We start from the raw sequence: 20,417 nt of genomic DNA, 5'->3' as shown, positions 1-20,417 counted from the left end.
CCTAACCGAAAGCGACACGAACAGGGGAGAAGCCGCCGATACGCGCCTCGATGCGCTGGCCGCCTTGAACAGTATACATAGGACCGAGCGCGCCGGTCATGATCACGTCGCCCGCGGCGAGCGGCGATCCGGCCTGCGCCATTGTGCGCACCAGCCAGTGGGCCGCCTTCAGCGGATGGCCCAGGCAGGCCGCGCCAGATCCGAGCGACACTGGAGCGCCGTCGGCGGTCATGATCATGCCGCAGGTCTCGAGATCCAGGTCGGTCAGCCGCTTGGGCTCCAGGCCCAGGCAGTAGCGCGCGCTGGAGCCGTTGTCGGCGATGGTGTCGAGGATGCTGATCTTCCACTCCGAGATGCGGCTATCGACGATCTCGAGGGCCGGCACGGCGTAGTCCACGGCGGCGATCAGTTCGGCCATGGTGCAGTCGGCGTGCGGCAGGCCCTTCTTCAGGATCACCGCGATCTCCGCCTCGATGCGGGGCATGATCATGGTGTTCGCCGCGATGGTGCTGTCGTGCAACACCTCCATGTCGGCGAACAGCGCGCCGTAGTCGGGCTGGTTGACTCCCAGCTGCTTCTGCACGGCCTCAGACGTCAGGCCGACCTTGCGGCCCACAAGGCGGCGGCCCTTGGCCAGCGAGCGCCGGGTGAGTTCCGCCTGGATGGCGTAAGCCGACCCCAGGTCGCCGGCGGTGAGCTCGGGTGCGATTGGCGGAATGCCCTTGACGTCGGCCTCGGCTTTTTCCAGGCGGGTCGCGATTTCGGAGATGAGCGTGGCGTCAGTCATGGTCGGTCGAGTCATCCTTTGACGAGGGCGAAAAGTCGGGACGGCCGGCCGCTCGCCTGGGCTGGAGCGCCGCGTCGCCGCCGTGGACAGATGACCGACGTCTGCAACGTCCTCCCATCGCATCCTACCGGCGTTTGTCGTCACGCTCTCAATGACATCGGGTAAGCCACGAGGCCGCACCCTAGTCAACCACGGCGTAGCGCGCGCCCTCTTGGCGGTCCAACGCGGCGGCCAGTCTCATTGTCCGAGCCGTAAATTCCTTCGTGAACGTCTCGATAGCCAGGGATGTTGGCGTCGCGCCGGAATTTGCGCACGGCTCATCTTGATTGAATCAATCTTATTGGCGTCAGGTCGAGAACAGCAGACGTCCTGCCAAATAGCGTCACAAAGCCGAACCGTCCAAGCCGACGGTCTTGCCGCCGCCGTCAGTCAAGCCGCCCGCTCAGGTCTTCGCAAACCGGCTGATCCGAATTTCGGGGCTGAAACCTATCTGTCGTTGACATAGCCGTAGCGTCAACACTGATTGGAAGGACGACCGGGGTCAACTCGGCGCAAGGGAGGAGAACGAGATGGTCGCTCTACCGGCCGCATCGGCGCGCGTGCCGCTGTTCACCAAAATCACGTTCGCCGTCGGCACCACAGCGGAGAACATCGCGCTCTTCGCCGTCTCCAGCTACGCCTTCTTCTTCTACAATCAGGTGCGTGGCCTGGATCCCACCTGGACCGGTCTTGCGCTCGGCGCGAGCCTTCTGCTGGACGGCTTCTCCGACCCCATCATCGGCTCGATCTCCGACCGAACGCGCAGCAAATGGGGAAGACGCCACCCCTTCATGTTCGCCGCGCCGATCCCCGTGGTGCTCAGCCTGATCGCCGTGTTCAATCCTCCGGAGATGCTTTCCGGCTTCTGGCTGTTCCTGTGGTTTACGGCGTTCGTCTCCTCCATGCGGGTCTGCATGGCCGTCTACCACACGCCGCACCTGGCGCTGGCCGCCGAGATGACCAAGGACTTCACCGAGCGTAGTCGGGTGCTCAGCTGGAACACGCTGTTCGGCCAGTTCGGCACGGCCGGCGTGGTCTTCGTCGCGCTCACCTTCTTCTTCCACAAGACCGAGGAATACCCGCGCGGCCTGCTGAACCCGGACGCCTACGCGCCGTTCGGGTATGCCGCCGGCGCGGCGGTGCTGCTGTTGCTGTTCGTGTCGGCGTGGTTCACCCGCGACCGCATCGCGTTGATGGCCAAACTGCCCGACGACCTGGCGCCGTTCTCGCCGTTCGCGTTCATGAAGGACATCGGGGCGGTCTTCACCAATCGGAACTACGTGTTCATGCTGATTGGGATGTTCTTCATCGCCATGACGACCGGCATTCGCTCGGGCCTGGCGCTGTACATCAACACTTTCTACTGGGAGCTGACGTCCGAGCACATCCGTTGGTTCGTGCTGGCGAATGTGGCCGGCTTCTTCATCGGCTTTGCGGTCACATCCTGGATCCACACCCGCTTCGGCAAGCGGTTCGGCATGACTCTGGGTTGCGCGGTCGTGGCCGTCGCCCACGCCATCCCGGTGACGCTCGGCATCGCCGGCGTATTGGACGCTGACCATCCGTGGCTGATGCACGTCCTGCTGGCCGCTTACGTCCTGCAGTCGACGTTCGGCTGCATCATGACGATCTCGACTCTCTCGGCGATGGGCGACATCGCCGATGAGAACGAGTTGCGCATCGGCCACCGCCAGGAGGGCGTGCTCTATTCGACCCGCACGCTGTTCTCCAAGCTCGACACCGCCATCGGCCAAGTGATCGCGGGCCTGGTCCTGACCGCCATCGCCTTCCCGGAGAAGGCCGTCCCCGGCCAGGTCGACGCCGACACCCTGTATCGCCTTGCCTGGGTGGACGGCCCGATCGCCAGCACCCCGGCCGTCATCGCGGCGTTCTTCTACGCGCGCTACCGGATCAGCAGATCGAAGTTCGACGAGACGCGCCGCCTGTTGAACGAACGCCATGCGGCGACGCCGACCGCTGCGGTGGTCGCCGAGGAGAGCGACGTGGGGATCCTGGGCGCGCCGCCGGCCGGCGCTAGGCCTTGACCACCCGCTCAGGGTCGAGGCCCAGCCGCGCCACCACGTTTCGCGTGTCGACCACCAGCTTGGCGTGGCGCACGACCAGAGCGTAGTCGACCATGTCGTGGTCGGTGGCGATCAGCACGGCGTCGAAGCCGGCTAGCGCGCCCGCGTCCAAGGCCACGGACTTGCGCCCGGCGAGATGGCCCCATTCGCGGGTCGGCGGAATCTCGGCGATGTGCGGATCGTGGAAGCTGACCTCGCCGCCGCGGGCCTCCAGCAGTTCGATCAGCTTCAGCGACGGGCTCTCGCGCAGGTCGCTGACGTTCTTCTTGTAGGCCAGCCCCAACACCAGCACGCGGGAGGCGCTGAGCGCCAGCCGAAGGCGCCGGTCCAGCGCCTCGGCCAGCTTGTCGACCACATAGCGCGGCATCGACAGGTTGACCTCGCCGGCCAGCTCGATGAAGCGGGTCGGCAACTCGAACTCGCGCGACTTCCAGGTCAGGTAGAACGGATCAATGGGGATGCAGTGGCCGCCGAGGCCCGGCCCCGGATAGAACGGCATGTAGCCAAACGGCTTGGTCTTGGCCGCCTCGATGACCTCCCAGACGTCGATGTCCATGGCGCTGAAGATTACCTTCAGCTCGTTGACCAGGGCGATGTTCACGGCGCGGAAGATGTTCTCGGTGATCTTCACCGCCTCGGCCACGTCCAGCGACGAGACCGGCACCACCTTGTCGACGATCGCGCCATAAAGCGCGACGACCAGGGCCTGAGCCTCGGGGCCGTCGCCGGCCACCACCTTCGGGATGGTCACTGTGCTGAACGCCGCGTTGCCGGGGTCCTCCCGCTCCGGGGAGAAGGCCAGGAAGGCGTCGCGGCCCGACACGTGGCCAGCAGCCTCCAGGATCGGCTTCAGCACCTCACGCGTGGTGCCGGGGTAGGTGGTGGATTCCAGCACCACGAGCTGGGGCGCACGCAGGTGTTGCGCAATCGCCCGCGTGGTAGCCTCCACATAGGACAGATCGGGATCGCGATGTCGGGTCAGCGGCGTCGGCACGCAGATCACCACCACGTCGCAGCCGGCGAGGCCCGACAGGTCGTCGGTGGCGCTGATCCGCCCGCGCGCCACCAGATCGGCCAGCACGCGACCGTCCACCGCATCGATGTAGGAACGCCCGGCGTTGATCTGCGCGGGTTTGGCGGGGTCGGTGTCGAAGCCCACCACAGGGAAACCCGCACGCGCGGCGGCGGCGGCCAGCGGCAGGCCCACGTAGCCCAGGCCGATCACGCCGACCACGGCGGTGCGCTGCTCAATGGCGTCGCGAAGCTGTGTGAAGCCCCCGGTGTCGCTCAAGGCCAGTCCCTCCAACGCGACCGCGGTCGACGGCGCGCGCCCTGCATCCCACTTTTCGCGAAGGCTTTCATCCGCCGAAAGCGCGGCGTGCGCCAACGCCGCCTGGGAACATCGATCGCGTGGTGTGAGTTACCTTCCCCTAAGCCGCCTCACGGGAGAGCGCCCATGCGACCCGCCGAACCTCGCAGCTTCGAGACCCAGCCTCTCATCGACCGGCAAGACGCGTTGCAGGTCGACTACTGGTGCAAACGTCTGGCGGTGAGTGCTGAGGATATCGACGAGGCGGTGCGCGCAGTGGGCCCGAACCGCACCGCTGTCGCCATTTGGCTGGGTCGGCCCGAAGCGCTCTAGCGCCGCCGCCCGCCTGTCCACGGCCACGGACGGCCCGCCGGCGGCGGACCGTCCAGCCGTGATGTGACCTACTTCAGGTGTTGCGCCAGGTGCTTGTTCATCTCGAACATGGTCACCCGGTCCTTGCCGTGGAACACCGCGCGCAGCTTGTCGTCAGCGACGATCTCGCGCTTGTTGGCGGGGTTCTGCAGGTTGTTCTTCTTGATGTATTCCCAGGTCTTGGAGACCACCTCGCCACGCGAGAGCTTGGCCGATCCGACCACGGCAGCGAGCTCGGCGGAGGGTTGCAGCGGCTTCTGGAGGGCGTTCGGTTTTTTCGCGGCGGCTTCGGCCATCTTGGTTCTACAGCTCCCAATCGTTTATGCGGTCGCCCGACGTTCGCGGAAAGCCCGCAGCAGCGTTCGGTTCCGAAAGGCCGGCTGCCCGCGAGCGTGCGAACTGCCTCGCCGCCGAATCGTTCTAAGTCGGCGAAACAGCAACGACAACGCGAAAACTGCGAAGTGATCCAAGGCGTGCGCCCGAGAGGCGAGTCGTCGCGACCAACGGCTATGCAAATCACGAAAGAGTCGGCTCCCAGGATTTGCGATCGCGATGTAACCCTAGCATCGTTCGTGCGTTCATGCTGCAGTGCAGCGGCATTTAGGGTGCAGTAGCGATATGGTTCCGCATATGAACGGCTCGACACGCTTCGCCTATTCCCTCGCCCAGGCCGAGGACGGTTGGACCTGGTCAGTCTATGACGAGGACGGCGAAACCGTCGCCAGCGGCATGGACCCCGATCGCCAAGCCTGCGAGGCCGCGGTCAATGCACGGCTGGCCAGCTCCGAATTCAGCTGACGCCAGGGCGTCTTCGTCAACTCAAGGGCGCCGGGACCATGCGGCGCTGAACCTTGAATCTCAACAGTTGTTCTTTCGGCAATTCCCAGAGGGGATTGAATTCGAGCGCCTTCTGGTAGTCCAGATACGCTGACTTCGCGTCTTCCAGGCCCTCATGCGCCAGGGCGCGGTTGTAATAGGCCTTCGCAGGCTCCTCGACACCCAGCTCCAGGCCACGGTTGATCTCGACGAGACTTTCCGGGTAGCGCCTCATTCCAAGAAACGCCGCGCCACGATTGACGTAGGCTTCACCCAGGTCGGGTTGGATGCGCGACGCCTTATCGAAATCCCGCTTGGCCGAGTCCCAGTTGGCGCGGCGCAGACGCATCACCCCGCGGTTCACCAGGGTGCCCGCCATGTCGCGGCCGCTCAGCGCCTCGTCGTCCATCGAGGCGGTGCACATCTGCTCGTATCTGAGGTCGGATTCGCCCTGGATCGCCGCCTGGGCGCAGGCCTCCGCCAGCCCGCCGCCCAACACCATGATCGCCGCTGTAGCGCTTCCCGCGCCGCACAACGCCAACCCGCCGACACACGCTGCAAGAGCCTTGCGCATGACGTCCTCCTGGCCGTCGACCGGAGTTGCGGCGCGCCTTTTTCCGGCCTTTCCGGCCGTCCGGGCGCGCTCGCCCCGGCTCGCCCGCAGAATCCTCGCGGAACGAAGGTATGTCAACGAATCGCTCGCGCGCCGCCCCTCACGCCGCCGCGAGCGCCAGCACCGCCTCGGCGAAGGCGCGCGGCGCCTCCTGCGGAATGTTGTGGCCGACGCCGTCCAGCAGGCGGCGCTCGTAGGGGCCGGTGAAGCGCTTGAGCGCCGCGTCCACCGCCGCCGGCGGCCCCACCCCGTCGCCGGCGCCGTGCAGGTTGATCGTGGGAACGCCGATCGAAGGTCTCGCCGCCAGTCGCCGCTCGACGTCGGCCGCCGCCGGATCCCCGGCGACCAGGCCGAAGCGGTGCCGGTAGGAATGCACCACCACCTCGACGAAGTCCGGATTGTCGAACGAGGCCGCGGTGCGCGCGAAGGTCGCCTCGTCGAACGCCCAGTCCGGCGACCACATCCGCCATAGCAGCCGCGCGAACGCCCCGCGATTCTGCGTCAGCCCCTCGCGACCTCGCTCGCCATGCAAGTAGTACTGGTACCAGTAGCGCGCCTCGGCCTCAGGCGGCTCCGGCCGCACGGAGGCGGCGATGTCCTGGATGTTGTAGCCGGTCCCGCTGACCAGGCCCGCCACCCTTTCCGGCCACAGGGCCGCGACCACGCAGGCCGCGCGCCCGCCCCAGTCGTAGCCGGCCAGCACGGCCCGGCCGATCCCCAGCGCGTTCAGCAGCGCCAGCAGATCCATCCCCAGCACCGCCTGTTCGCCGGAGCGCGGCGTCGAAGCCTCCACGAACCGCGTCGCCCCATAGCCGCGCAGGTAGGGCGTGATCACCCGCATCCCCTGCGCCGCCAGCAGGGGCGCCACCGCATCGTAGCACCGCACGTCATAGGGAAAGCCGTGCAGCAGCACCGCGGCCTGGCCGTCCGCCGGCCCGTGCGTCTCGTAGGCCACGTCCAGCACGCCAGCGCCGATGATGTTCAGGGGGTTGGGCATGGGGTGAGACAGCGCAGGGGCGACGGACTGTCAACGCGCGCCGAGCCCTAGAGGCGGACGCGGCGTTTCAAACGCTGCGCTTGTGGCCTTCCAGCCAACGCTGCACGCATCTCCCCGTGGCCACAGTGTGTGGATTTGCCGTCTTTGGCACCGGCGCATCGAAAAACGACAACGCTTCGTCGATAGCGCCCAACCTGAAAAGCGTTATCGCGAGCTCTCCAAGATGCTGCCTTCCCCACGGCCGTCCGGTGGCGGTTCGCGAGTACCAGATCGACGCCTGGTCCTCGAGCGTCTGGATCCGGTCGAACCAAGGGATCGCATGCTCCCGCACTGCTTCGGAAAGTTCGAGTGGCCCATTCGGATCGTTCTTCCACCACCGGTCGTAGCCATCGATCAAAATACCGATCCGCTCAGCGACCGGGATCACGCCGAGCACGACACCGCATTCGATCGATCTGAGGACCCTGTCTGTCTCGAGATCCTTGCCGTACAGGCTTACGGTCACGGCTCCGTCGATCCAGCTCTTCTGCAGATTGACGCAATCCCAGATGTCGCCACGGATGCGGACCCAATCCTTCTTATCGCGAACGAAACCGAGCGGCCCAAGGACGCGATCGAGCGCCTTGGTATAGGACAAGCGAGTCATATGAACGGCGTCGGGTCGTAGAAGATGGGGCGCGTTTTCACTTGGGTCCCCTCATACTTCCTCATCGCCTTCGCCGCCGCGCGGCGGCCCGACTCCGTGTTCGGCTTGAGCTCCATTTGGTAGGGCTTCGCAGCCTTTCCGGCGACGCGAACTCGGAACGGTGTCAGAACATCAGGCCTGACCAAACGGCCATCTGGCAACCGCACGCCCTGTTCAGACTCCCATCCTGGCTTCCGCGCCACCTTCTCGCGCAACGCCGCATGCGCGCGCCGACCCGCGCGGGTCGCCCAATTGTCGCCCACACTCAGGTAGGGGTCGCGCTGCGCAAACTGATGAGGCCCCCTCGGAAGGATAGCCGGCGCCATGCGCGCAGCGATCATCGCCGCTGTCTCCAGCCCCAGGATCGCCGCGGCCGGCGCAAGCGCGGGCACAGCCATCCACGCATTATCCCGACTGATTGCGTGTTCCGTCTTCTTGAACGCCGCCTGCTGTCGCCGAAGCTCTTCGACGCTGTCCGCCGAGGGGCGATACATTCCGTCGTCATGCCTGTGGCGCTCGGCGTATTCTTCTTGCCGAGCGTTGTAGGCGCTCTGCGCCCCAGCCATCTTCGCGTAAGGCCCCTTCAAAGGATCGGCCACACTACGCGGCTGGTCGCCGCGGGCATATGAACCAGACTCAGCCACGATTTCTCTCCAATGGCGCGTTGGACCAATGGCGAAGCCGCATACCGCTCGTCCCCCACGAGGCTGCCACCGACACACTGTCACAGCCAAGCTAGGAAATTAAGAACAAATCAGGAACATTTTCGCTCCAACACTCAGGCGATCGCCTTTGTCGTCAATTGAGAGAGCAGCTGGTGCGGGCGGTCGGGCTCGAACCGACACTCCTTGCGGAACCGGATTTTGAGTCCGGCGCGTCTACCAATTCCACCACGCCCGCGCGCGGCCCGGCCAGCGGGGCAAGGCAATTTAGAGGCGGCGGTGCGTCAAGGCTCGCCGGAACGCTCGCGCTTGGGCGGGCGGTGTTCATTTTCAGCCTGCTGTCCCTTGAGCAACCCCAGGGTGAGGAGACCGGCGGCGTAGAAGGCGAATTGTAATGAGACAAGAAGTATCTTCAGCCAACCAGCCTCCATGTCCTCGTCGAACGAGTGTACAATCAGGACAACGGGCATGATCGCCGACACCAGAAGGATGCTGTGTCCAAGGTCATGCAAGCGTCGCGCGACAATTGAAATCAGAAACGGAAACGCCACAAAAAAGCGAAAGAGAAACCCTGCAAAGCCCTGCTCTCCGTCTGCTGGACCTTCCGGCCATCGAGTCTCCAAGTAGATGGCGTGGGATGTGATCCAGACGACAAGAGGGGCGGCTACGAGCCAGTACTCCCGGCGATCGGCCCGCCCCTCTGCAAACAGGAAGCGGTTCAGCAACCGCCAGATAGCCCGCCTCAAATCATCGCCGGCGTTCCGCCGCCTCCCTGGCGCTCACGACAGGATGCCCCACGGCGGACGCGCTGCCTGCCTTCACCCATGCGGGCGTACCGTAATAATAGCGCTCCGGAATACTGTACTGCAGCTTGCTTTTGTAGGAACCATGAATTCGGCCGTGGACCTCTCGGTTCGGCATGCCCTTGATGTTCAGTGGGTGATTCTTGATTGCGTCCGGAATTGCCTTTCCCCATCCATTGTTGGGGATCAATGCATGGTGTCCATGCTGATAAGGTTGCAAGTAACCTTCCTTGCCCATGCGGCCACGAACCGCCTTCCAGGAAGTCGAAACGCCAGGCCTGAGCACCTTCGCGCCCCGGACCACGCCCTTTACGATCAATCCCCCGGCTAGCAGGTCGGTACCGGCAAGCAACGCATTGCCTACGGCGCCAGGGACATCGCCGTCGGAGGCGTCCGCAATCGCCTCACGCGCTGAGCCCCACACGGGAATTATCGATTCGATGGCGCCGGGATGCGTCTTTGCAAAAGCCCGCACCTTCTGTCCGGCGTCAGTCAGCGATTTCTCCAAGTTCGACTGTCGCTGTTGATGACCGGCGATCATTTGGCGATATGGCTCGCCATCAACATCCTGAACTGTCCTCGGCTGACTCGTCGACATACGCGCCATATGTTTCTCGCTCAATTGCCGGACGCCTTCCCTCGCCCACTGTCTCACAGCGCAGCTTGAAGTCAAGAACAAAATAGGAACATTCAGGCGTGGTGCGGGCGGTCGGGCTCGAACCGACACTCCTTGCGGAACCGGATTTTGAGTCCGGCGCGTCTACCAATTCCACCACGCCCGCGCGCGGCCCGGCGGCGCATAGCGACCAGCCGGAGGCGGCCGGCACTCTAGCCATCGAACGGCGAGCGTCAACGCGCCGCCCTTGCACCCCCGACGGCGATGACATAGTTGATAATCAGTCGCATTTTGCGGCCGTCGGGACGCTCCATGACTGAAACCCTCGCCCAGCCCGATGACGGCGCGGCCGTCGCCGACGGCCAGGTGCTGCGCCTGAGCGCGGCGCGGGTCGGCGACCGCGGGGTGATCGTCGAGGTTCGCGCCGAGAGCCATGCCGACGGCCACGGGGTCGACGTGCACGAGCTGGAGCGCCGGCTGCTGGAGTTCGGCTTCGTCGAGGGCGCTCAGATCGAGGTGATGCACCAGGGCGCGATCGGCGCCGATCCGCTGGCCGTGCGGCTGGACGACATGCGCGTGGCCTTGCGGCGGCGCGACGCCGAAGACGTCTACATCCGGCTGGACGCGCGGCGCGCCCGATGAGCGAGGCCGTCCTTACCGCCCCGCCGCGCGCGGCGGGCCTGGCGCCCGCCCGCATCGCCCTGGTGGGCAATCCCAATTCCGGCAAGACGGCGCTGTTCAACGCGCTCACCGGCGCGCGCCAGAAGGTCGCGAACTACGCCGGCGTCACTGTCGAGCGCAAGGAAGGCCACGTCGAAACGGCCAGCGGCCGGCGCCTGTCGATCCTCGACCTGCCCGGCACCTACTCCCTGCGCGCGCGCAGCCCCGACGAGGCGGTGACCCGCGACGCGGTGCTGGGCCGCCTGGCCGGCGAGGAGACGCCCGAAGTCATCGTCTGCGTCGCCGACGCCACCAACCTGCGGCTGGTGCTGCGGCTGATCCTGGAACTGCGCGACGTCGGCCGCCCCATGGTGCTGGCGATGAACATGTACGACATCGCCCAGCGTCAGGGCCTGCGCATCGACCTGGACGGGCTGTCGCGCGAACTGGGCTGCCCGATCGTCACCACGGTCGCCACCCGCAAGCGCGGGATCGACGAGCTGGTCGCCAAGATCGATGAGGTGGTCCAGGCCGCGGCCCCCGCCCTCGACAACACCTGGCGCGAGCCGGCGGCCGCCGAGATCCGCCGCGCCCACCGGGAAGCCCAGCGCATCCTCAAGGCCTATGTCCGCCCGCCGGAACGCCCCGACACCTTCACTGCGCGCGCCGACGCCGTGCTGCTGCACCCGGTCGCCGGCCTGGCGATCCTGCTGACCCTGCTGTTCGTCATGTTCCAAGCGGTGTTCACCTGGGCCGGGCCGGCGCAGGACGGCATCGAGGCGGCGTTCCTGTGGCTGGGCCAACTGGTCGCCGCCGTGCTGCCCGATGGGCTGGCGCGCAGCTTCATCGTCGACGGCCTGATCTCCGGCGTCGGCAGCGTGCTGGTGTTCATCCCCCAGATCCTGGTGCTGTTCTTCTTCATCCTGGTTCTGGAGGACTTCGGCTACATGGCCCGGGCCGCGTTTCTGATGGACCGCATCATGGGCGGGGCGGGCCTGCACGGGCGCGCCTTCATCCCGCTGCTCTCCAGCTTCGCCTGCGCGATCCCCGGCATCATGGCGACGCGGACGATCGACAACAAACGCGACCGGCTGACCACCATCCTGGTCGCGCCGCTGATGACCTGTTCGGCGCGGATCCCGGTCTATACCCTGATCATCTCGGCCTTCATTCCGCAGCGCACGGTGGGCGGCATGTTCGCCCTGCAAGGCCTGGTGATGTTCGGCCTCTACGCCGCCGGCATCCTCAGCGCGCTCGCGATCTCGTTCCTGGCGCGCAAGGTGTTCTGGCGCGGCGCGGTCGAGCCGTTCCTGATGGAGCTGCCGACCTACAAGGCGCCAGACCCGGCCAACGTGCTGCGCAACCTGTGGCAACGGGCGATGATCTTCATCAGCCGCGCCGGGCGCCTGATCCTGCCGCTGATGGTGCTGGTCTGGGTGCTGTCGACCTTCCCCGGACCGCCCCCCGGCGCGACGCAGCCGGCCATCGACTACAGCTTCGCCGGCATGATCGGCCATGCGGTCCAACCGCTGCTGGCCCCGATCGGCTTCAACTGGCAGATGACCGTAGCCCTGGTGCCGGGCTTCGCCGCACGGGAAGTTGCGGTTGCGGCGCTGGGCACCGTGTACGCCGTGGCCGACGCGGATGCGGCCCCCGGCGCGCTGGCCACCACGCTGTCAAACCACTGGTCGATGGCCACCGGCCTGTCGTTCCTGGCCTGGTACGTGTTCGCCCCGCAGTGCGCCGCGACGCTGGGCGTGGTGAAGCGCGAGACCAACAGCTGGATGTGGGCCGCGGTGATGTTCTTCTACATGACAGCGCTGGCGTACCTGTCTTCCTTGCTGGTGTACCGCGTCGCCGTCGCCATGGGGGCCGGCTGAGGGATTCGCCTGCCAGGCGAGATCGGTTGCAGGCTGCGCGCTCGCGCTCCAGGTGACAGGCGAAGAGAGGTTCCGGCTTTAACGCCCTGCTAAACCGGGACGATCTAGGCTTGCGCCATGGGCATGATCGCCATCAAGGAAATCGCCGTTGAACGGCGCGGCAAGCGTCCGCCACGGCGCCGCCATGACATGGCCAAGTGCATCCGCGAGACCCTGCTGGCGCTGGGCGGCCAGGCCCACCGGCGCACGGTCATCGAACAACTGGCGCGCGAGTTCGGCGTCGACGTGCTGCACATCCCGGAAGACCTCGAGACCGCGGTGATCAACTGCTTCGAGGACATCTGGCGCGATCAGGAAAAGCGCGCGGCGTTCGGCTTTCACCTGCCGTTCGGCGAAGGCTCCCACCGCTGGAGCGTCAAGCTTCCCGACGCCGGGGCGCTTCCGCAGTAGGATTCTCGCCGGCCAGGGCGGCGGCCGCCGACTGCAGCCGGAGCAACAGCCGCTTCATCATCGCCACCTCGTCCGGCGCCAGGCCGGCGATCAGCGCCGCCTCGTAGGCCAGCGCCAATGGCGCGATCTCCACATAGAGCGCCCGCCCCTCCGTGCTCAGGGCCAGCAGGTGGGATCGCGCATCGGCGTGGTTGTCGGCGCGCTCCACCAGCCGGCGTTGCAGCAAGCCGTGCGCCGCGCGGCTCAGGGTCACCTTGTCCATGCCGGTGCGCCCGACGATCGCCGCCGGGCTCGACGCCCCGCCCTCGGCCAGCACGCACATCAGCCGCCACTGCGGGATCGTCAGGCCGAAGCGGTCCTCATAGGCCCGCGCGATCAACCGGCTGACCGCGTTGGAGGCCACCGACAGCCGATATGGCAGGTAGGCGTCCAGCGTCAGGCCGGCGACCGGGTCGTCAACCTGAAGTGGCGGCGTACGCAGATTCATAGGCCGACGACCTCCTGCTCGATGGCGCCGAAGACCGAGTGGCGGCGGGCGTCGCGCATTTCAATCCGCACCCGGTCGCCAGGTTGCAGGAACGGCGTCCTGGGCGCCCCGTAGGCAAGAGCCTCGACGCTGCGCAACTCTGCGAGGCAGGAATAGCCGACGCCGCCTTCGCTGATCGCGCGGCCTTGCGCGCCGCTGTCGTCGCGATTCGACACCGCGCCGGAGCCGATGATCGCGCCGGCCGCCAGGCTGCGGGTCGCGGCCGCGTGGCAGATCAGGTCGGCGAAGTCGAAAGCCATGTCGACGCCGGCGTCGGGGCGGCCGAACAGGGCGCCGTTCAGCTCCACCTCCAGCGCGCCGTGCAGCTTGCCGTCCCTCCAGCCGGGCAGTTCGTCCGGGGTGACGGCGACCGGCGAGAAGGCGAGGCCCCGCGGCGAAGCGTCATTGGCCAGCATCACCAGGCGCACGGCGGCCAACGCGGTGGCCCGGTCTGCGCCGCGCGGCACATCGCCGACCACCACCGCGACCTCGGCTTCCAGGTCGAGATCCCAGGCCGGATCGGCGATGGCGAGCGCGTCGCGCGGACCGAGGAAGCCGTCGGAGGCGCCCTGCTGGATCAGCGGGTCGCCGGTCGTCGGAGAGGTCAGGTAGGCCGAGCCGTCGGACCACTGGAGAGCGCGCGGCAGGGGGCTTGCGGCGTCATGCTCGCGGAAGCGTTCCCGAGGCGCGGAGCCGTGTTCGAGACTTTCCGACAGGCCCATCAGCAGCGGCGCGCAACGCTCCCAGTCGTCGAGGGCGGCCTGCAGCGTGGGCGCCACCGTGCTTGCGTCCGCGAACCACGCCAGGTCCCGGGAGACCACCACCAGCCGCCCGTCGCGACCGCCCTTCAATGACGCCAGCTTCACGCTTCATCTCCCTTGCCGGACGCCTGGGCGGCGTCTCTGTGGTCGTTCGCGCGCCCGCCTCAGCTGGCGTCGCGCGTCATGTCGGCTTCACGCTCGGGATGACCACCGTCACCTTCACGCCGTGCTCGTAATCCTTGGGCTCGTAAACGCTGACCTCAAGTCGGATGTCGCCGCCCATGTTGGAATCCCACATGTAGGCGCGCTCGAAGCACACCGTGCGGCCGGCCGGCGTGAACCCCTCGTAGGTGTCGCCCCAGGGCATGGACTCGGCGAGTTGCGACCATTCTATCTGGGTCGCGCGCTCGAGTTCCTCGTCGGCGGCGACCTGCAGGTCCGTGGCCAGATCCGAATCCATACTCAGAACGTCCTTGGTGATCCGCGGCGGGTTGCGCCAGCGGTCCGTATTCCGCCCATCCTCCACCGCCCGGGCCGCCTCGTCCACATCAAGCGGCGCACGCATCGAACATGATCGCGTATTCACCTTTGGCGGGCCTTGGGCGTCGCAACATGGGGAGGGCGCACAGCGCCAGGAGCCGGAGGTCGATTGCGCGGGTCTCCGCAACGGCGTTGCGGGACAATTAACTCGACGCCTGCTAGCAGAACACGCAACCGCCGCCCCGGGATCGCCGATGCTCCGCAAAGCCTACGACTGGGTCATGGGCCTGGCCGCTTCCCGCCACGCCCCCAGCGCCCTGTTCGCCGTATCGTTCGCCGAAAGCTCGTTCTTCCCGGTGCCGCCCGACGTGATGCTGGCCCCGATGGTGCTGGCCAATCCCAAGAGAGCCTACGTCTACGCCGCACTCTGCACCTTGGCCTCGGTCCTGGGCGGATGCCTGGGCTACGCCATCGGGTACTACCTGGAGCCGCTGGGTCACTGGCTGCTGGCGCTGATGGGTCATGCCGAAGGCCAGGCCGCGTTCCAGGCCTGGTTCGAGAAGTACGGCCTGGCCGTCATCCTGGTGAAGGGGCTGACGCCGATCCCCTACAAGCTGGTGACCATCGCCTCGGGCCTCGCCCAGTTCAGCTTCTTCACTTTCGTCTGGGCCTCGGTGCTGACCCGTGGCGCACGCTTCTTCCTCACCGCGACGCTGCTCAAGTACTTCGGACCGGCGATCCGCGCCGAGGTCGAGCGGCGCATGACGCTCTACACGATCATCGGCGTCGTGGTGCTGGTCGCGGGCGCGTTCGCCTGGAAGCTGCTGCACTGATCCGTTGCCGCCGCGGTGACTTGCGGCGATACCAGCGGCGATGAACGACCTCCTGCGCCCTGTCCTGACCCGTTGGCGGTTCTTCGCGCTGCTCGCGGCTGCGGCCATGCTGGGCGCAGCTCATGCCTTCCAGCACTTCGGCGGTCTCGCCCCCTGCACCCTGTGTCTTCGCCAGCGCGAGGTCTATTGGGTGGCGGGGACGCTGGCCGCGGTGTCGATGGCGGTGGTGCGACTGCCCGGAGGACCGCGCTGGCGCGCGCCGAGCGATCTGCTGCTGGGGGCGATCTTCCTGGCCGGCGTCGCGCTCGCGGTGTGGCATGCCGGCGCCGAATGGAAGTTCTGGCCCGGCCCCGCGGCGTGCGCCAGCAGCGGCGCCTCGGTCAGCCCAGCCGCCATGGATTCACTCTTGCTGGGCGCCAAGGCCAAGGCGCCGAGCTGCGATCAGGCGGCCTGGGTGTTCGGCGGACTTTCCATGGCCGGATGGAACGCGCTTATCTCCTTGGGCCTGGCCGCGTTGAGCCTGCAGGCGGCCCTGTACGAGAGGTCGAGGCGATGAGCGACAAGCCGGTTCCGCCCAGACCTGTTCCTCCAAGGCCAGGGACGGGCGCCCGCGCCGACCGGCTGGCGGAGATCCTGCGTGTCGATCACGCGGGCGAACTCGGCGCCGTTTCGATCTACCGCGGTCAGCGCGCGGTGCTCGGCGAGGCCGCGTCGCAGGTGCGGATCGCCGGCCAGCTCCAGGAGATGGAAGCTCACGAGGCCCGCCATCTCGCCCGCTTCGAGACCTTGCTCAGCGAGCGGCGCGTGCGGCCCACCGCGCTGGCTCCGATCTGGCGACTGGCGGGCTTCGCACTGGGCGCCGGGACCGCGCTGATGGGCCCCAAGGCCGCCCACGCCTGCACCGAAGCGGTGGAGACCGTCATCGAGGCGCACTACGCCGACCAGATCGCCGAGATCGCCGAGCGCGAACCGGAACTGGCCAAGGAACTCGCCGCGTTCCGCGAGGAGGAACTGGCGCACCGGGACCTCGCCGTGGAAGAAGGCGCACTCGAGGCCCCCGGCCATCGCCTGTTGTCCGGGCTGATCCGCGCCGGCTGCCGCGTGGCGATCCGGGTCAGCGAAAAGCTGTGAAGCGCGCGACGCGCTCCGATCTGAAACCTTCGCCAGAATCGGCGCAACATGCGGATCGTCCATGACGGTCTCCTTCGAAGGCTTTCCCCGCACTCTGGACCGGGCCGCGCTTCGGCCCGGACGCTGGTTCGTGGCCGCCGAGGGACTTCGCGCGGTGCTTTGCCTGGCCACCGACGTGGTCGACGGGCCCGATCAGTTGGCGCTCACCTTCAGCGCCACCGGCGTCGAAGCCATCGAATTCACCGCCACGCCGCTGTCGGCGCTCGCCGGGCCCTTCGGCACGCTTGAGGACGAGATCGTCTTCGCGCCCGGGCTCGCAGACGGCCGCCCGGTGCTGATCGCGCCCACCCGTCGCGCGTTCCGCAGCGGCTCGCTGCTGCGGCTGCGCAGCGGCGACCTTGGCGTCGGCTTCGCCGCGCCAGCCGGCGGCGACTTGGTGATCGTCTCGCTGAGCACAGGCCTGCGCGCTGACGGCTTCGAGCTGGTGTTCGAGCGCTGGTCGCTGAGCCTGCGGCGCGGCGCCGCCGAATCGCTGATTGGCTACTTCAAGCCGGTGGCCAACTTCGCCGATCGCCGACGCATCTAGCTGGAGTTGACGCAGCGGCGCCGGCTTGGCCTATAGGCGGCGGGCCAGGCGACGCTGAGGATCGCCGGCGCAAGGGGAGGCGTTCCATGATCGAGGAAACCGTCGACATCGCGACCCGCGACGGGGCGATGACCACCTTCATCTGCCACCCCGAGCGCGGTGGTCCGCACCCGGTGATCATCATCTACATGGATGCGCCGGGCATCCGCGAGGAGCTGCGCGACATGGCGCGCCGGCTGGGGACTGCCGGCTACTATGTGGTGCTGCCCAACATGTACTACCGTTCCGGCGCGATGGAACTGGGCCCGATCGGTGCGGAAGGCTCGCCCGAGCGGGCGCGGATGTTCTCGCTGATGAACAGCCTGACCATCCCTCTGGTGATGGACGACACCGCCGCCATCCTGGACCTGGTCGCTGGCCGCGCCGCGGCCAGCCCCGGCCCGATCGGCTGCATGGGCTATTGCATGAGCGGAACCTACGCGGTGAACGCCGCCGCCCGCTTCCCCGACCGGGTCGCGGCCGCCGCGTCCATCTACGGCGCCAACCTGGTCACCGAGGCCGACGACAGCCCACACAAGGTCGCCGGCCGCGCCAAGGCCGAGCTCTACTTCGCCTGCGCCGAGATCGACATCTGGGCGCCGCCGGAGACCGTGGCCGCCCTGCAGATCGCGCTGGACGCCAGCGGCGCGGACGTGGAGCTGGAGATCTACCCCGGCGTCCACCACGGCTTCGCCTTCCCGCTTCGGCCGATCTACGACAAGCCGGCGGCGGAGCGGCACTGGGAGCGTCTGCTGGCCCTGTTCCGCCGCCGCCTGACCTGACGGCCGCCCTCAGCTCGTAAGGATCAGCTTGCCGCCGCTCGCATGCGATTCCATCAGGCGGTGCGCCTCGGCGGCGTCTGACAGCGGCATGATCTTGTCCTTGACCAGCTTGATCTTGCCGTCGGCGGCGAGCCGCAGCATGCCGATCAGGTCGCCTTCGCGTTCCGCCTCGATCTGGGCGGGATCGCCCCCTTGGACGCCCATCACCTTCACGCCCTTGAAGAACGTGTTGCGCACGTTGAACGTCAGCTCGGGCGAAGCCATGTTGCCGTAGATCGCCAGGCGGCCGCCGGGCCGCAGGCCTTCGATCACCGCGTTGACCAGCGGAGCGCTGCAGGTGGCGTCGATGGCCGCGTCGATGCCGCGGCCGTCGGTGATCTCCTTGATGCGGGCGGCGACGTCCTCTTCGTAGTGGTCGATCACCGCGTCGGCGCCCACCGACCTGACCACGTCGAGCTTGCGCTGACCGCCAGCGGTTCCAATTACGAAGGCCCCGGCGGCCTTTGCGATCTGCACCATCACGCTGCCTGTGCCGCTGGCCGCCGCGGTGATCAGAACCGCTTCGCCTGCCCGCACCTGGGCCACGCGCACCACGGCGCGCCACGCGATCGGGCCGGTGGTGCCAAGGCCGGCGCCGTCCTCGAAAGATACGGTGTCGGGAAGCTTCACGACGTCGCTCACATCAGCGACCGCCAGCTCCGCATAGGCGCCGGTCTTCGGTCGCCCGACCACCCGGTCGCCGATCTTGAAGCTGGTGACGCCCTCGCCCAGGCCGGCGATCTCGCCCGCCAATTCGATACCCAGCACGTGCGGGGCGACGATCTTGAAATACGGACGGATGCCCGAGCGCCAGATCGTGTCGACGTGGTTGACGGTGGTGGCCCGCATCCGCACCAGCACCTGGCCGGGACCCGGGACCGGATCAGGCAGATCGCCATAGACGATGACTTCCGGCCCGCCAGGGCTGTTCAGATAGGCAGCTTTCATGGAATTTCCTCTTGGCGCCGAACGCTCGCACAGCGGCGTTCGCTTCGCGCCCAATGAAACAGACGTTAGTTATATGCCCCAGCATAGGCGAAGGCGGCGGCGGGAAAGGCCCAGAAATTCTGGATCGACCTTCAGTCCCGAGCGTTCTGAACGATCGTCACACCGCAACCACGAAAGCGAGCCTTCTTATGACCGTGCGCACCGGCCCCGTCACCCCGGACATTGACAACGCCCCGCATGACGACAGCCTGGATCGTGTGCGCCAGATGCTGGCCGCCGCGGGTCGGGATTTCGTCTCCAACCTCAGGGACGCCACGGCCGGCGCGCAGGACCGCACCCGCCAGGTTGTGGAGTCCGGCGGCCGTCGCGCCCGAACCTTAAGCGCCGCCGCGGCCTCGACCGCCCGGACCAGGCCCGCCGCGACCACCGCCGCCGTGGTCGGGGTGTTGGGCGTCGCCGCCGCAGCCGCCCTGCTGACCAACGCGCGCACCCGCAAGGCCAGCCTGGCCGCGGCGGAGAACCTGTGGCGCCGCTACGGCCATTACCTCAAGCGCTAGGCGCTCTCGGGCGTCATCACGCCCTCGATCGTGCCGAGCTTCGAAATCTCGCAAGTGACGGTGTCGCCCGGCTTCAGGAAGCTGGGCGGCTTCATCGCCAGCCCGACGCCGCCTGGCGTTCCGGTGTAGATCACGTCGCCGGGTTCCAGCGTCATCGCCTGACTGAGCTCGACCACCTGATCGAACACGTCGAAGATCAGGTGCTTGGTATTCGACGACTGTCGCGTCTCGCCATTGACCTTGCAGCTGATGTCTAGCGCGTGCGGGTCGCCCACTTCGTCGGCGGTGGTGATCCACGGCCCGAACGGACCGTGGGTGTCGAACGACTTGCCGATCATCCACTGCGCAGACTTGACCTGCCAGTCACGGGCGCTGACGTCATTGCCGACGCAGTAGCCGAACAACAGGTCGGCCGCCTTGTCCTTGGGCACGTGCCGCCCCTTCTTGCCGACGATCGCCACCATCTCGACCTCGTAATCGACGCGGCTGGACGCCTTAGGCAGGTCGATCGGCTCATAGGGGCCATGGGCCGCGGTCGTCTGCTTGCAGAACCAGATCTGGTTGGGCGGCGTTGCCTGGCCGGTCTCGGCCACGTGGTCGGCGTAATTCAGGCCCATGCACAGCATCTTGCCCGGCCTTGGGATCGGAGCCAGCAGACGAACGCTTGCGAGCGGCAGCGCCGCGCCCGCCTGCGACCAGCGCGCGACCTCGCCTTTCAGTTCGTCCCATCGCTCGATCAGGCCGATCATGTCGAGGCCCGCAAACGCTCCGCCGCTCGGCGCGGGGACCACGCCTGCGTCGGTGACCACGCCGATCTCAGCCTGCTGTGCGCCCGAACGGACGAAGGTCGCGAGTTTCATGATGGCCAGCCGTTTCCTGCGATAATGGAACGCGCGGACTTGAGCGCCGCGTCGATGCGATCTCCGACTGGTAGGACCGTTGCAGCGCTCGATCAAGCGTGC

General features: G+C 67.2%; 26 protein-coding genes and 2 tRNA genes. 12 read left to right on the top strand and 16 right to left on the bottom strand.

Annotation, left to right across the window (positions count from 1 at the left end; genetic code table 11):
• Position 1: 1 nt before the first annotated feature.
• Complete coding sequence (locus Q8R27_RS01070; protein WP_305697265.1) at positions 2–787, bottom strand: 2-keto-4-pentenoate hydratase; 786 nt, start codon at positions 785–787, stop codon at positions 2–4.
• Between the two features lie 569 nt (positions 788–1,356).
• On the opposite strand from Q8R27_RS01070, the gene Q8R27_RS01065 reads away from it, so the two are divergent.
• Entirely contained in the window at positions 1,357–2,871 is a 1,515-nt protein-coding gene (locus Q8R27_RS01065) for an MFS transporter (RefSeq protein WP_305697264.1), read from the top strand.
• On the opposite strand, the gene Q8R27_RS01060 is transcribed toward Q8R27_RS01065, so the two are convergent.
• Positions 2,861–4,201 carry a nucleotide sugar dehydrogenase gene (locus Q8R27_RS01060; protein WP_305697263.1) on the bottom strand — a complete coding sequence of 447 codons (1,341 nt, stop codon included), beginning with the start codon at positions 4,199–4,201 and terminating at the stop codon, positions 2,861–2,863. The genes Q8R27_RS01065 and Q8R27_RS01060 overlap by 11 nt on opposite strands.
• Positions 4,202–4,366: 165 nt before the next feature.
• Here Q8R27_RS01060 and Q8R27_RS01055 point away from each other — a divergent pair, with 165 nt between their 5' ends.
• On the top strand, positions 4,367–4,552 hold the full coding sequence (locus Q8R27_RS01055) for a DUF3606 domain-containing protein (RefSeq protein ID WP_305697262.1): 186 nt from the start codon (positions 4,367–4,369) through the stop codon (positions 4,550–4,552).
• A 68-nt stretch (positions 4,553–4,620) separates the two neighbouring features.
• Here the strand turns inward: Q8R27_RS01055 and Q8R27_RS01050 are convergent, their stop codons facing one another.
• Positions 4,621–4,887 carry an SWIB/MDM2 domain-containing protein gene (locus tag Q8R27_RS01050; RefSeq protein WP_305598003.1) on the bottom strand — a complete coding sequence of 89 codons (267 nt, stop codon included), beginning with the start codon at positions 4,885–4,887 and terminating at the stop codon, positions 4,621–4,623.
• A 334-nt stretch (positions 4,888–5,221) separates the two neighbouring features.
• On the opposite strand from Q8R27_RS01050, the gene Q8R27_RS01045 reads away from it, so the two are divergent.
• Positions 5,222–5,389, top strand: a complete 168-nt coding sequence (locus Q8R27_RS01045; protein ID WP_305598004.1) for a hypothetical protein — start codon at positions 5,222–5,224, stop codon at positions 5,387–5,389.
• 16 nt (positions 5,390–5,405) lie between these two features.
• Here Q8R27_RS01045 and Q8R27_RS01040 read toward each other — a convergent pair whose 3' ends face one another.
• From Q8R27_RS01040 to Q8R27_RS01005, 8 genes are all read right to left on the bottom strand, one after another.
• Positions 5,406–5,981 (bottom strand): hypothetical protein, encoded by a 576-nt coding sequence (locus tag Q8R27_RS01040; protein WP_305697261.1) that lies wholly within the window; start codon positions 5,979–5,981, stop codon positions 5,406–5,408.
• A 139-nt stretch (positions 5,982–6,120) separates the two neighbouring features.
• Entirely contained in the window at positions 6,121–7,017 is an 897-nt protein-coding gene (locus tag Q8R27_RS01035) for an alpha/beta fold hydrolase (RefSeq protein ID WP_305697260.1), read from the bottom strand.
• 67 nt (positions 7,018–7,084) lie between these two features.
• Positions 7,085–7,654 carry a DUF4304 domain-containing protein gene (locus Q8R27_RS01030; RefSeq protein ID WP_305697259.1) on the bottom strand — a complete coding sequence of 190 codons (570 nt, stop codon included), beginning with the start codon at positions 7,652–7,654 and terminating at the stop codon, positions 7,085–7,087.
• A gap of 5 nt (positions 7,655–7,659) precedes the next feature.
• Positions 7,660–8,346: a hypothetical protein gene (locus Q8R27_RS01025; protein WP_305697258.1), complete on the bottom strand. Its 687-nt coding sequence runs from the start codon at positions 8,344–8,346 to the stop codon at positions 7,660–7,662.
• Between the two features lie 171 nt (positions 8,347–8,517).
• Positions 8,518–8,602, bottom strand: a tRNA-Leu gene (locus Q8R27_RS01020).
• Positions 8,603–8,648: 46 nt separating this feature from the next.
• A complete protein-coding gene (locus Q8R27_RS01015) occupies positions 8,649–9,089 on the bottom strand; it encodes a DUF805 domain-containing protein (protein WP_305697257.1) in 441 nt (146 codons plus the stop codon).
• Positions 9,090–9,111: 22 nt separating this feature from the next.
• Complete coding sequence (locus Q8R27_RS01010) at positions 9,112–9,789, bottom strand: hypothetical protein (protein WP_305697256.1); 678 nt, start codon at positions 9,787–9,789, stop codon at positions 9,112–9,114.
• 75 nt (positions 9,790–9,864) lie between these two features.
• Positions 9,865–9,949: transfer RNA gene (locus Q8R27_RS01005), tRNA-Leu, on the bottom strand.
• A gap of 146 nt (positions 9,950–10,095) precedes the next feature.
• On the opposite strand from Q8R27_RS01005, the gene Q8R27_RS01000 reads away from it, so the two are divergent.
• The 3 genes from Q8R27_RS01000 (at position 10,096) to Q8R27_RS00990 (ending at position 12,773) form a co-directional block, all read left to right on the top strand.
• Entirely contained in the window at positions 10,096–10,425 is a 330-nt protein-coding gene (locus Q8R27_RS01000) for a FeoA family protein (protein WP_305598008.1), read from the top strand.
• Positions 10,422–12,323 carry a ferrous iron transporter B gene (locus tag Q8R27_RS00995; protein ID WP_305697255.1) on the top strand — a complete coding sequence of 634 codons (1,902 nt, stop codon included), beginning with the start codon at positions 10,422–10,424 and terminating at the stop codon, positions 12,321–12,323. The genes Q8R27_RS01000 and Q8R27_RS00995 overlap by 4 nt, the downstream gene beginning before the upstream one ends.
• 117 nt (positions 12,324–12,440) lie before the next feature.
• On the top strand, positions 12,441–12,773 hold the full coding sequence (locus Q8R27_RS00990; RefSeq protein ID WP_305697254.1) for a hypothetical protein: 333 nt from the start codon (positions 12,441–12,443) through the stop codon (positions 12,771–12,773).
• Here the strand turns inward: Q8R27_RS00990 and Q8R27_RS00985 are convergent.
• From Q8R27_RS00985 to Q8R27_RS00975, 3 genes are all read right to left on the bottom strand, one after another.
• A complete protein-coding gene (locus tag Q8R27_RS00985) occupies positions 12,739–13,260 on the bottom strand; it encodes a MarR family winged helix-turn-helix transcriptional regulator (RefSeq protein WP_305697253.1) in 522 nt (173 codons plus the stop codon). The two genes, Q8R27_RS00990 and Q8R27_RS00985, sit on opposite strands and share 35 nt — an antisense overlap.
• Positions 13,257–14,165: a fumarylacetoacetate hydrolase family protein gene (locus Q8R27_RS00980; RefSeq protein ID WP_305697252.1), complete on the bottom strand. Its 909-nt coding sequence runs from the start codon at positions 14,163–14,165 to the stop codon at positions 13,257–13,259. Before Q8R27_RS00980 ends, Q8R27_RS00985 begins: the two co-directional genes overlap by 4 nt.
• Positions 14,166–14,241: 76 nt before the next feature.
• Positions 14,242–14,625 (bottom strand): hypothetical protein, encoded by a 384-nt coding sequence (locus tag Q8R27_RS00975; RefSeq protein ID WP_305697251.1) that lies wholly within the window; start codon positions 14,623–14,625, stop codon positions 14,242–14,244.
• A 169-nt stretch (positions 14,626–14,794) separates the two neighbouring features.
• Between Q8R27_RS00975 and Q8R27_RS00970 the strand changes: the two genes are divergently transcribed.
• From Q8R27_RS00970 to Q8R27_RS00950, 5 genes are all read left to right on the top strand, one after another.
• Positions 14,795–15,373, top strand: a complete 579-nt coding sequence (locus Q8R27_RS00970) for a YqaA family protein (protein ID WP_305697250.1) — start codon at positions 14,795–14,797, stop codon at positions 15,371–15,373.
• A 40-nt stretch (positions 15,374–15,413) separates the two neighbouring features.
• Positions 15,414–15,929: a disulfide bond formation protein B gene (locus tag Q8R27_RS00965; RefSeq protein WP_305697249.1), complete on the top strand. Its 516-nt coding sequence runs from the start codon at positions 15,414–15,416 to the stop codon at positions 15,927–15,929.
• Positions 15,926–16,504 (top strand): demethoxyubiquinone hydroxylase family protein, encoded by a 579-nt coding sequence (locus Q8R27_RS00960; protein ID WP_305697248.1) that lies wholly within the window; start codon positions 15,926–15,928, stop codon positions 16,502–16,504. Before Q8R27_RS00965 ends, Q8R27_RS00960 begins: the two co-directional genes overlap by 4 nt.
• Positions 16,505–16,565: 61 nt before the next feature.
• A complete protein-coding gene (locus tag Q8R27_RS00955) occupies positions 16,566–17,090 on the top strand; it encodes a hypothetical protein (protein WP_305697247.1) in 525 nt (174 codons plus the stop codon).
• Positions 17,091–17,176: 86 nt separating this feature from the next.
• On the top strand, positions 17,177–17,911 hold the full coding sequence (locus tag Q8R27_RS00950) for a dienelactone hydrolase family protein (RefSeq protein WP_305697246.1): 735 nt from the start codon (positions 17,177–17,179) through the stop codon (positions 17,909–17,911).
• Between the two features lie 9 nt (positions 17,912–17,920).
• Here Q8R27_RS00950 and Q8R27_RS00945 read toward each other — a convergent pair whose 3' ends face one another.
• Positions 17,921–18,898, bottom strand: coding sequence for a zinc-binding dehydrogenase (locus tag Q8R27_RS00945; RefSeq protein WP_305697245.1), 978 nt, complete (start codon positions 18,896–18,898; stop codon positions 17,921–17,923).
• 188 nt (positions 18,899–19,086) lie between these two features.
• On the opposite strand from Q8R27_RS00945, the gene Q8R27_RS00940 reads away from it, so the two are divergent.
• The gene (locus tag Q8R27_RS00940; RefSeq protein ID WP_305697244.1) at positions 19,087–19,455 is read left to right on the top strand and encodes a hypothetical protein; all 369 of its coding nucleotides are present in this window, start codon (positions 19,087–19,089) and stop codon (positions 19,453–19,455) included.
• Here the strand turns inward: Q8R27_RS00940 and Q8R27_RS00935 are convergent.
• Positions 19,452–20,315 (bottom strand): fumarylacetoacetate hydrolase family protein, encoded by an 864-nt coding sequence (locus tag Q8R27_RS00935; RefSeq protein ID WP_305697243.1) that lies wholly within the window; start codon positions 20,313–20,315, stop codon positions 19,452–19,454. The two genes, Q8R27_RS00940 and Q8R27_RS00935, sit on opposite strands and share 4 nt — an antisense overlap.
• Positions 20,316–20,417 lie beyond the last annotated feature (102 nt).

Origin of the sequence: Phenylobacterium sp. (assembly GCF_030697305.1) — a bacterium.
GTDB lineage: Bacteria > Pseudomonadota > Alphaproteobacteria > Caulobacterales > Caulobacteraceae > Phenylobacterium.
The sequence above is the reverse complement of the archived record's forward strand: the minus strand, read 5'-3'. Positions and strand labels throughout refer to the sequence as shown.

What these genes read in the sequence shown, in the direction of transcription:
- Q8R27_RS01070 (WP_305697265.1), bottom strand. Translation starts at nt 787, where the DNA reads ATGACTGACGCCACGCTCATCTCCGAAATCGCGACCCGCCTGGAAAAA.
- Q8R27_RS01065 (WP_305697264.1), top strand. Translation starts at nt 1,357, where the DNA reads ATGGTCGCTCTACCGGCCGCATCGGCGCGCGTGCCGCTGTTCACCAAA.
- Q8R27_RS01055 (WP_305697262.1), top strand. Translation starts at nt 4,367, where the DNA reads ATGCGACCCGCCGAACCTCGCAGCTTCGAGACCCAGCCTCTCATCGAC.
- Q8R27_RS01050 (WP_305598003.1), bottom strand. Translation starts at nt 4,887, where the DNA reads ATGGCCGAAGCCGCCGCGAAAAAACCGAACGCCCTCCAGAAGCCGCTG.
- Q8R27_RS01045 (WP_305598004.1), top strand. Translation starts at nt 5,222, where the DNA reads ATGAACGGCTCGACACGCTTCGCCTATTCCCTCGCCCAGGCCGAGGAC.
- Q8R27_RS01040 (WP_305697261.1), bottom strand. Translation starts at nt 5,981, where the DNA reads ATGCGCAAGGCTCTTGCAGCGTGTGTCGGCGGGTTGGCGTTGTGCGGC.
- Q8R27_RS01035 (WP_305697260.1), bottom strand. Translation starts at nt 7,017, where the DNA reads ATGCCCAACCCCCTGAACATCATCGGCGCTGGCGTGCTGGACGTGGCC.
- Q8R27_RS01000 (WP_305598008.1), top strand. Translation starts at nt 10,096, where the DNA reads ATGACTGAAACCCTCGCCCAGCCCGATGACGGCGCGGCCGTCGCCGAC.
- Q8R27_RS00995 (WP_305697255.1), top strand. Translation starts at nt 10,422, where the DNA reads ATGAGCGAGGCCGTCCTTACCGCCCCGCCGCGCGCGGCGGGCCTGGCG.
- Q8R27_RS00990 (WP_305697254.1), top strand. Translation starts at nt 12,441, where the DNA reads ATGGGCATGATCGCCATCAAGGAAATCGCCGTTGAACGGCGCGGCAAG.
- Q8R27_RS00985 (WP_305697253.1), bottom strand. Translation starts at nt 13,260, where the DNA reads ATGAATCTGCGTACGCCGCCACTTCAGGTTGACGACCCGGTCGCCGGC.
- Q8R27_RS00975 (WP_305697251.1), bottom strand. Translation starts at nt 14,625, where the DNA reads ATGCGTGCGCCGCTTGATGTGGACGAGGCGGCCCGGGCGGTGGAGGAT.
- Q8R27_RS00970 (WP_305697250.1), top strand. Translation starts at nt 14,795, where the DNA reads ATGCTCCGCAAAGCCTACGACTGGGTCATGGGCCTGGCCGCTTCCCGC.
- Q8R27_RS00965 (WP_305697249.1), top strand. Translation starts at nt 15,414, where the DNA reads ATGAACGACCTCCTGCGCCCTGTCCTGACCCGTTGGCGGTTCTTCGCG.
- Q8R27_RS00960 (WP_305697248.1), top strand. Translation starts at nt 15,926, where the DNA reads ATGAGCGACAAGCCGGTTCCGCCCAGACCTGTTCCTCCAAGGCCAGGG.
- Q8R27_RS00955 (WP_305697247.1), top strand. Translation starts at nt 16,566, where the DNA reads ATGACGGTCTCCTTCGAAGGCTTTCCCCGCACTCTGGACCGGGCCGCG.
- Q8R27_RS00950 (WP_305697246.1), top strand. Translation starts at nt 17,177, where the DNA reads ATGATCGAGGAAACCGTCGACATCGCGACCCGCGACGGGGCGATGACC.
- Q8R27_RS00945 (WP_305697245.1), bottom strand. Translation starts at nt 18,898, where the DNA reads ATGAAAGCTGCCTATCTGAACAGCCCTGGCGGGCCGGAAGTCATCGTC.
- Q8R27_RS00940 (WP_305697244.1), top strand. Translation starts at nt 19,087, where the DNA reads ATGACCGTGCGCACCGGCCCCGTCACCCCGGACATTGACAACGCCCCG.
- Q8R27_RS00935 (WP_305697243.1), bottom strand. Translation starts at nt 20,315, where the DNA reads ATGAAACTCGCGACCTTCGTCCGTTCGGGCGCACAGCAGGCTGAGATC.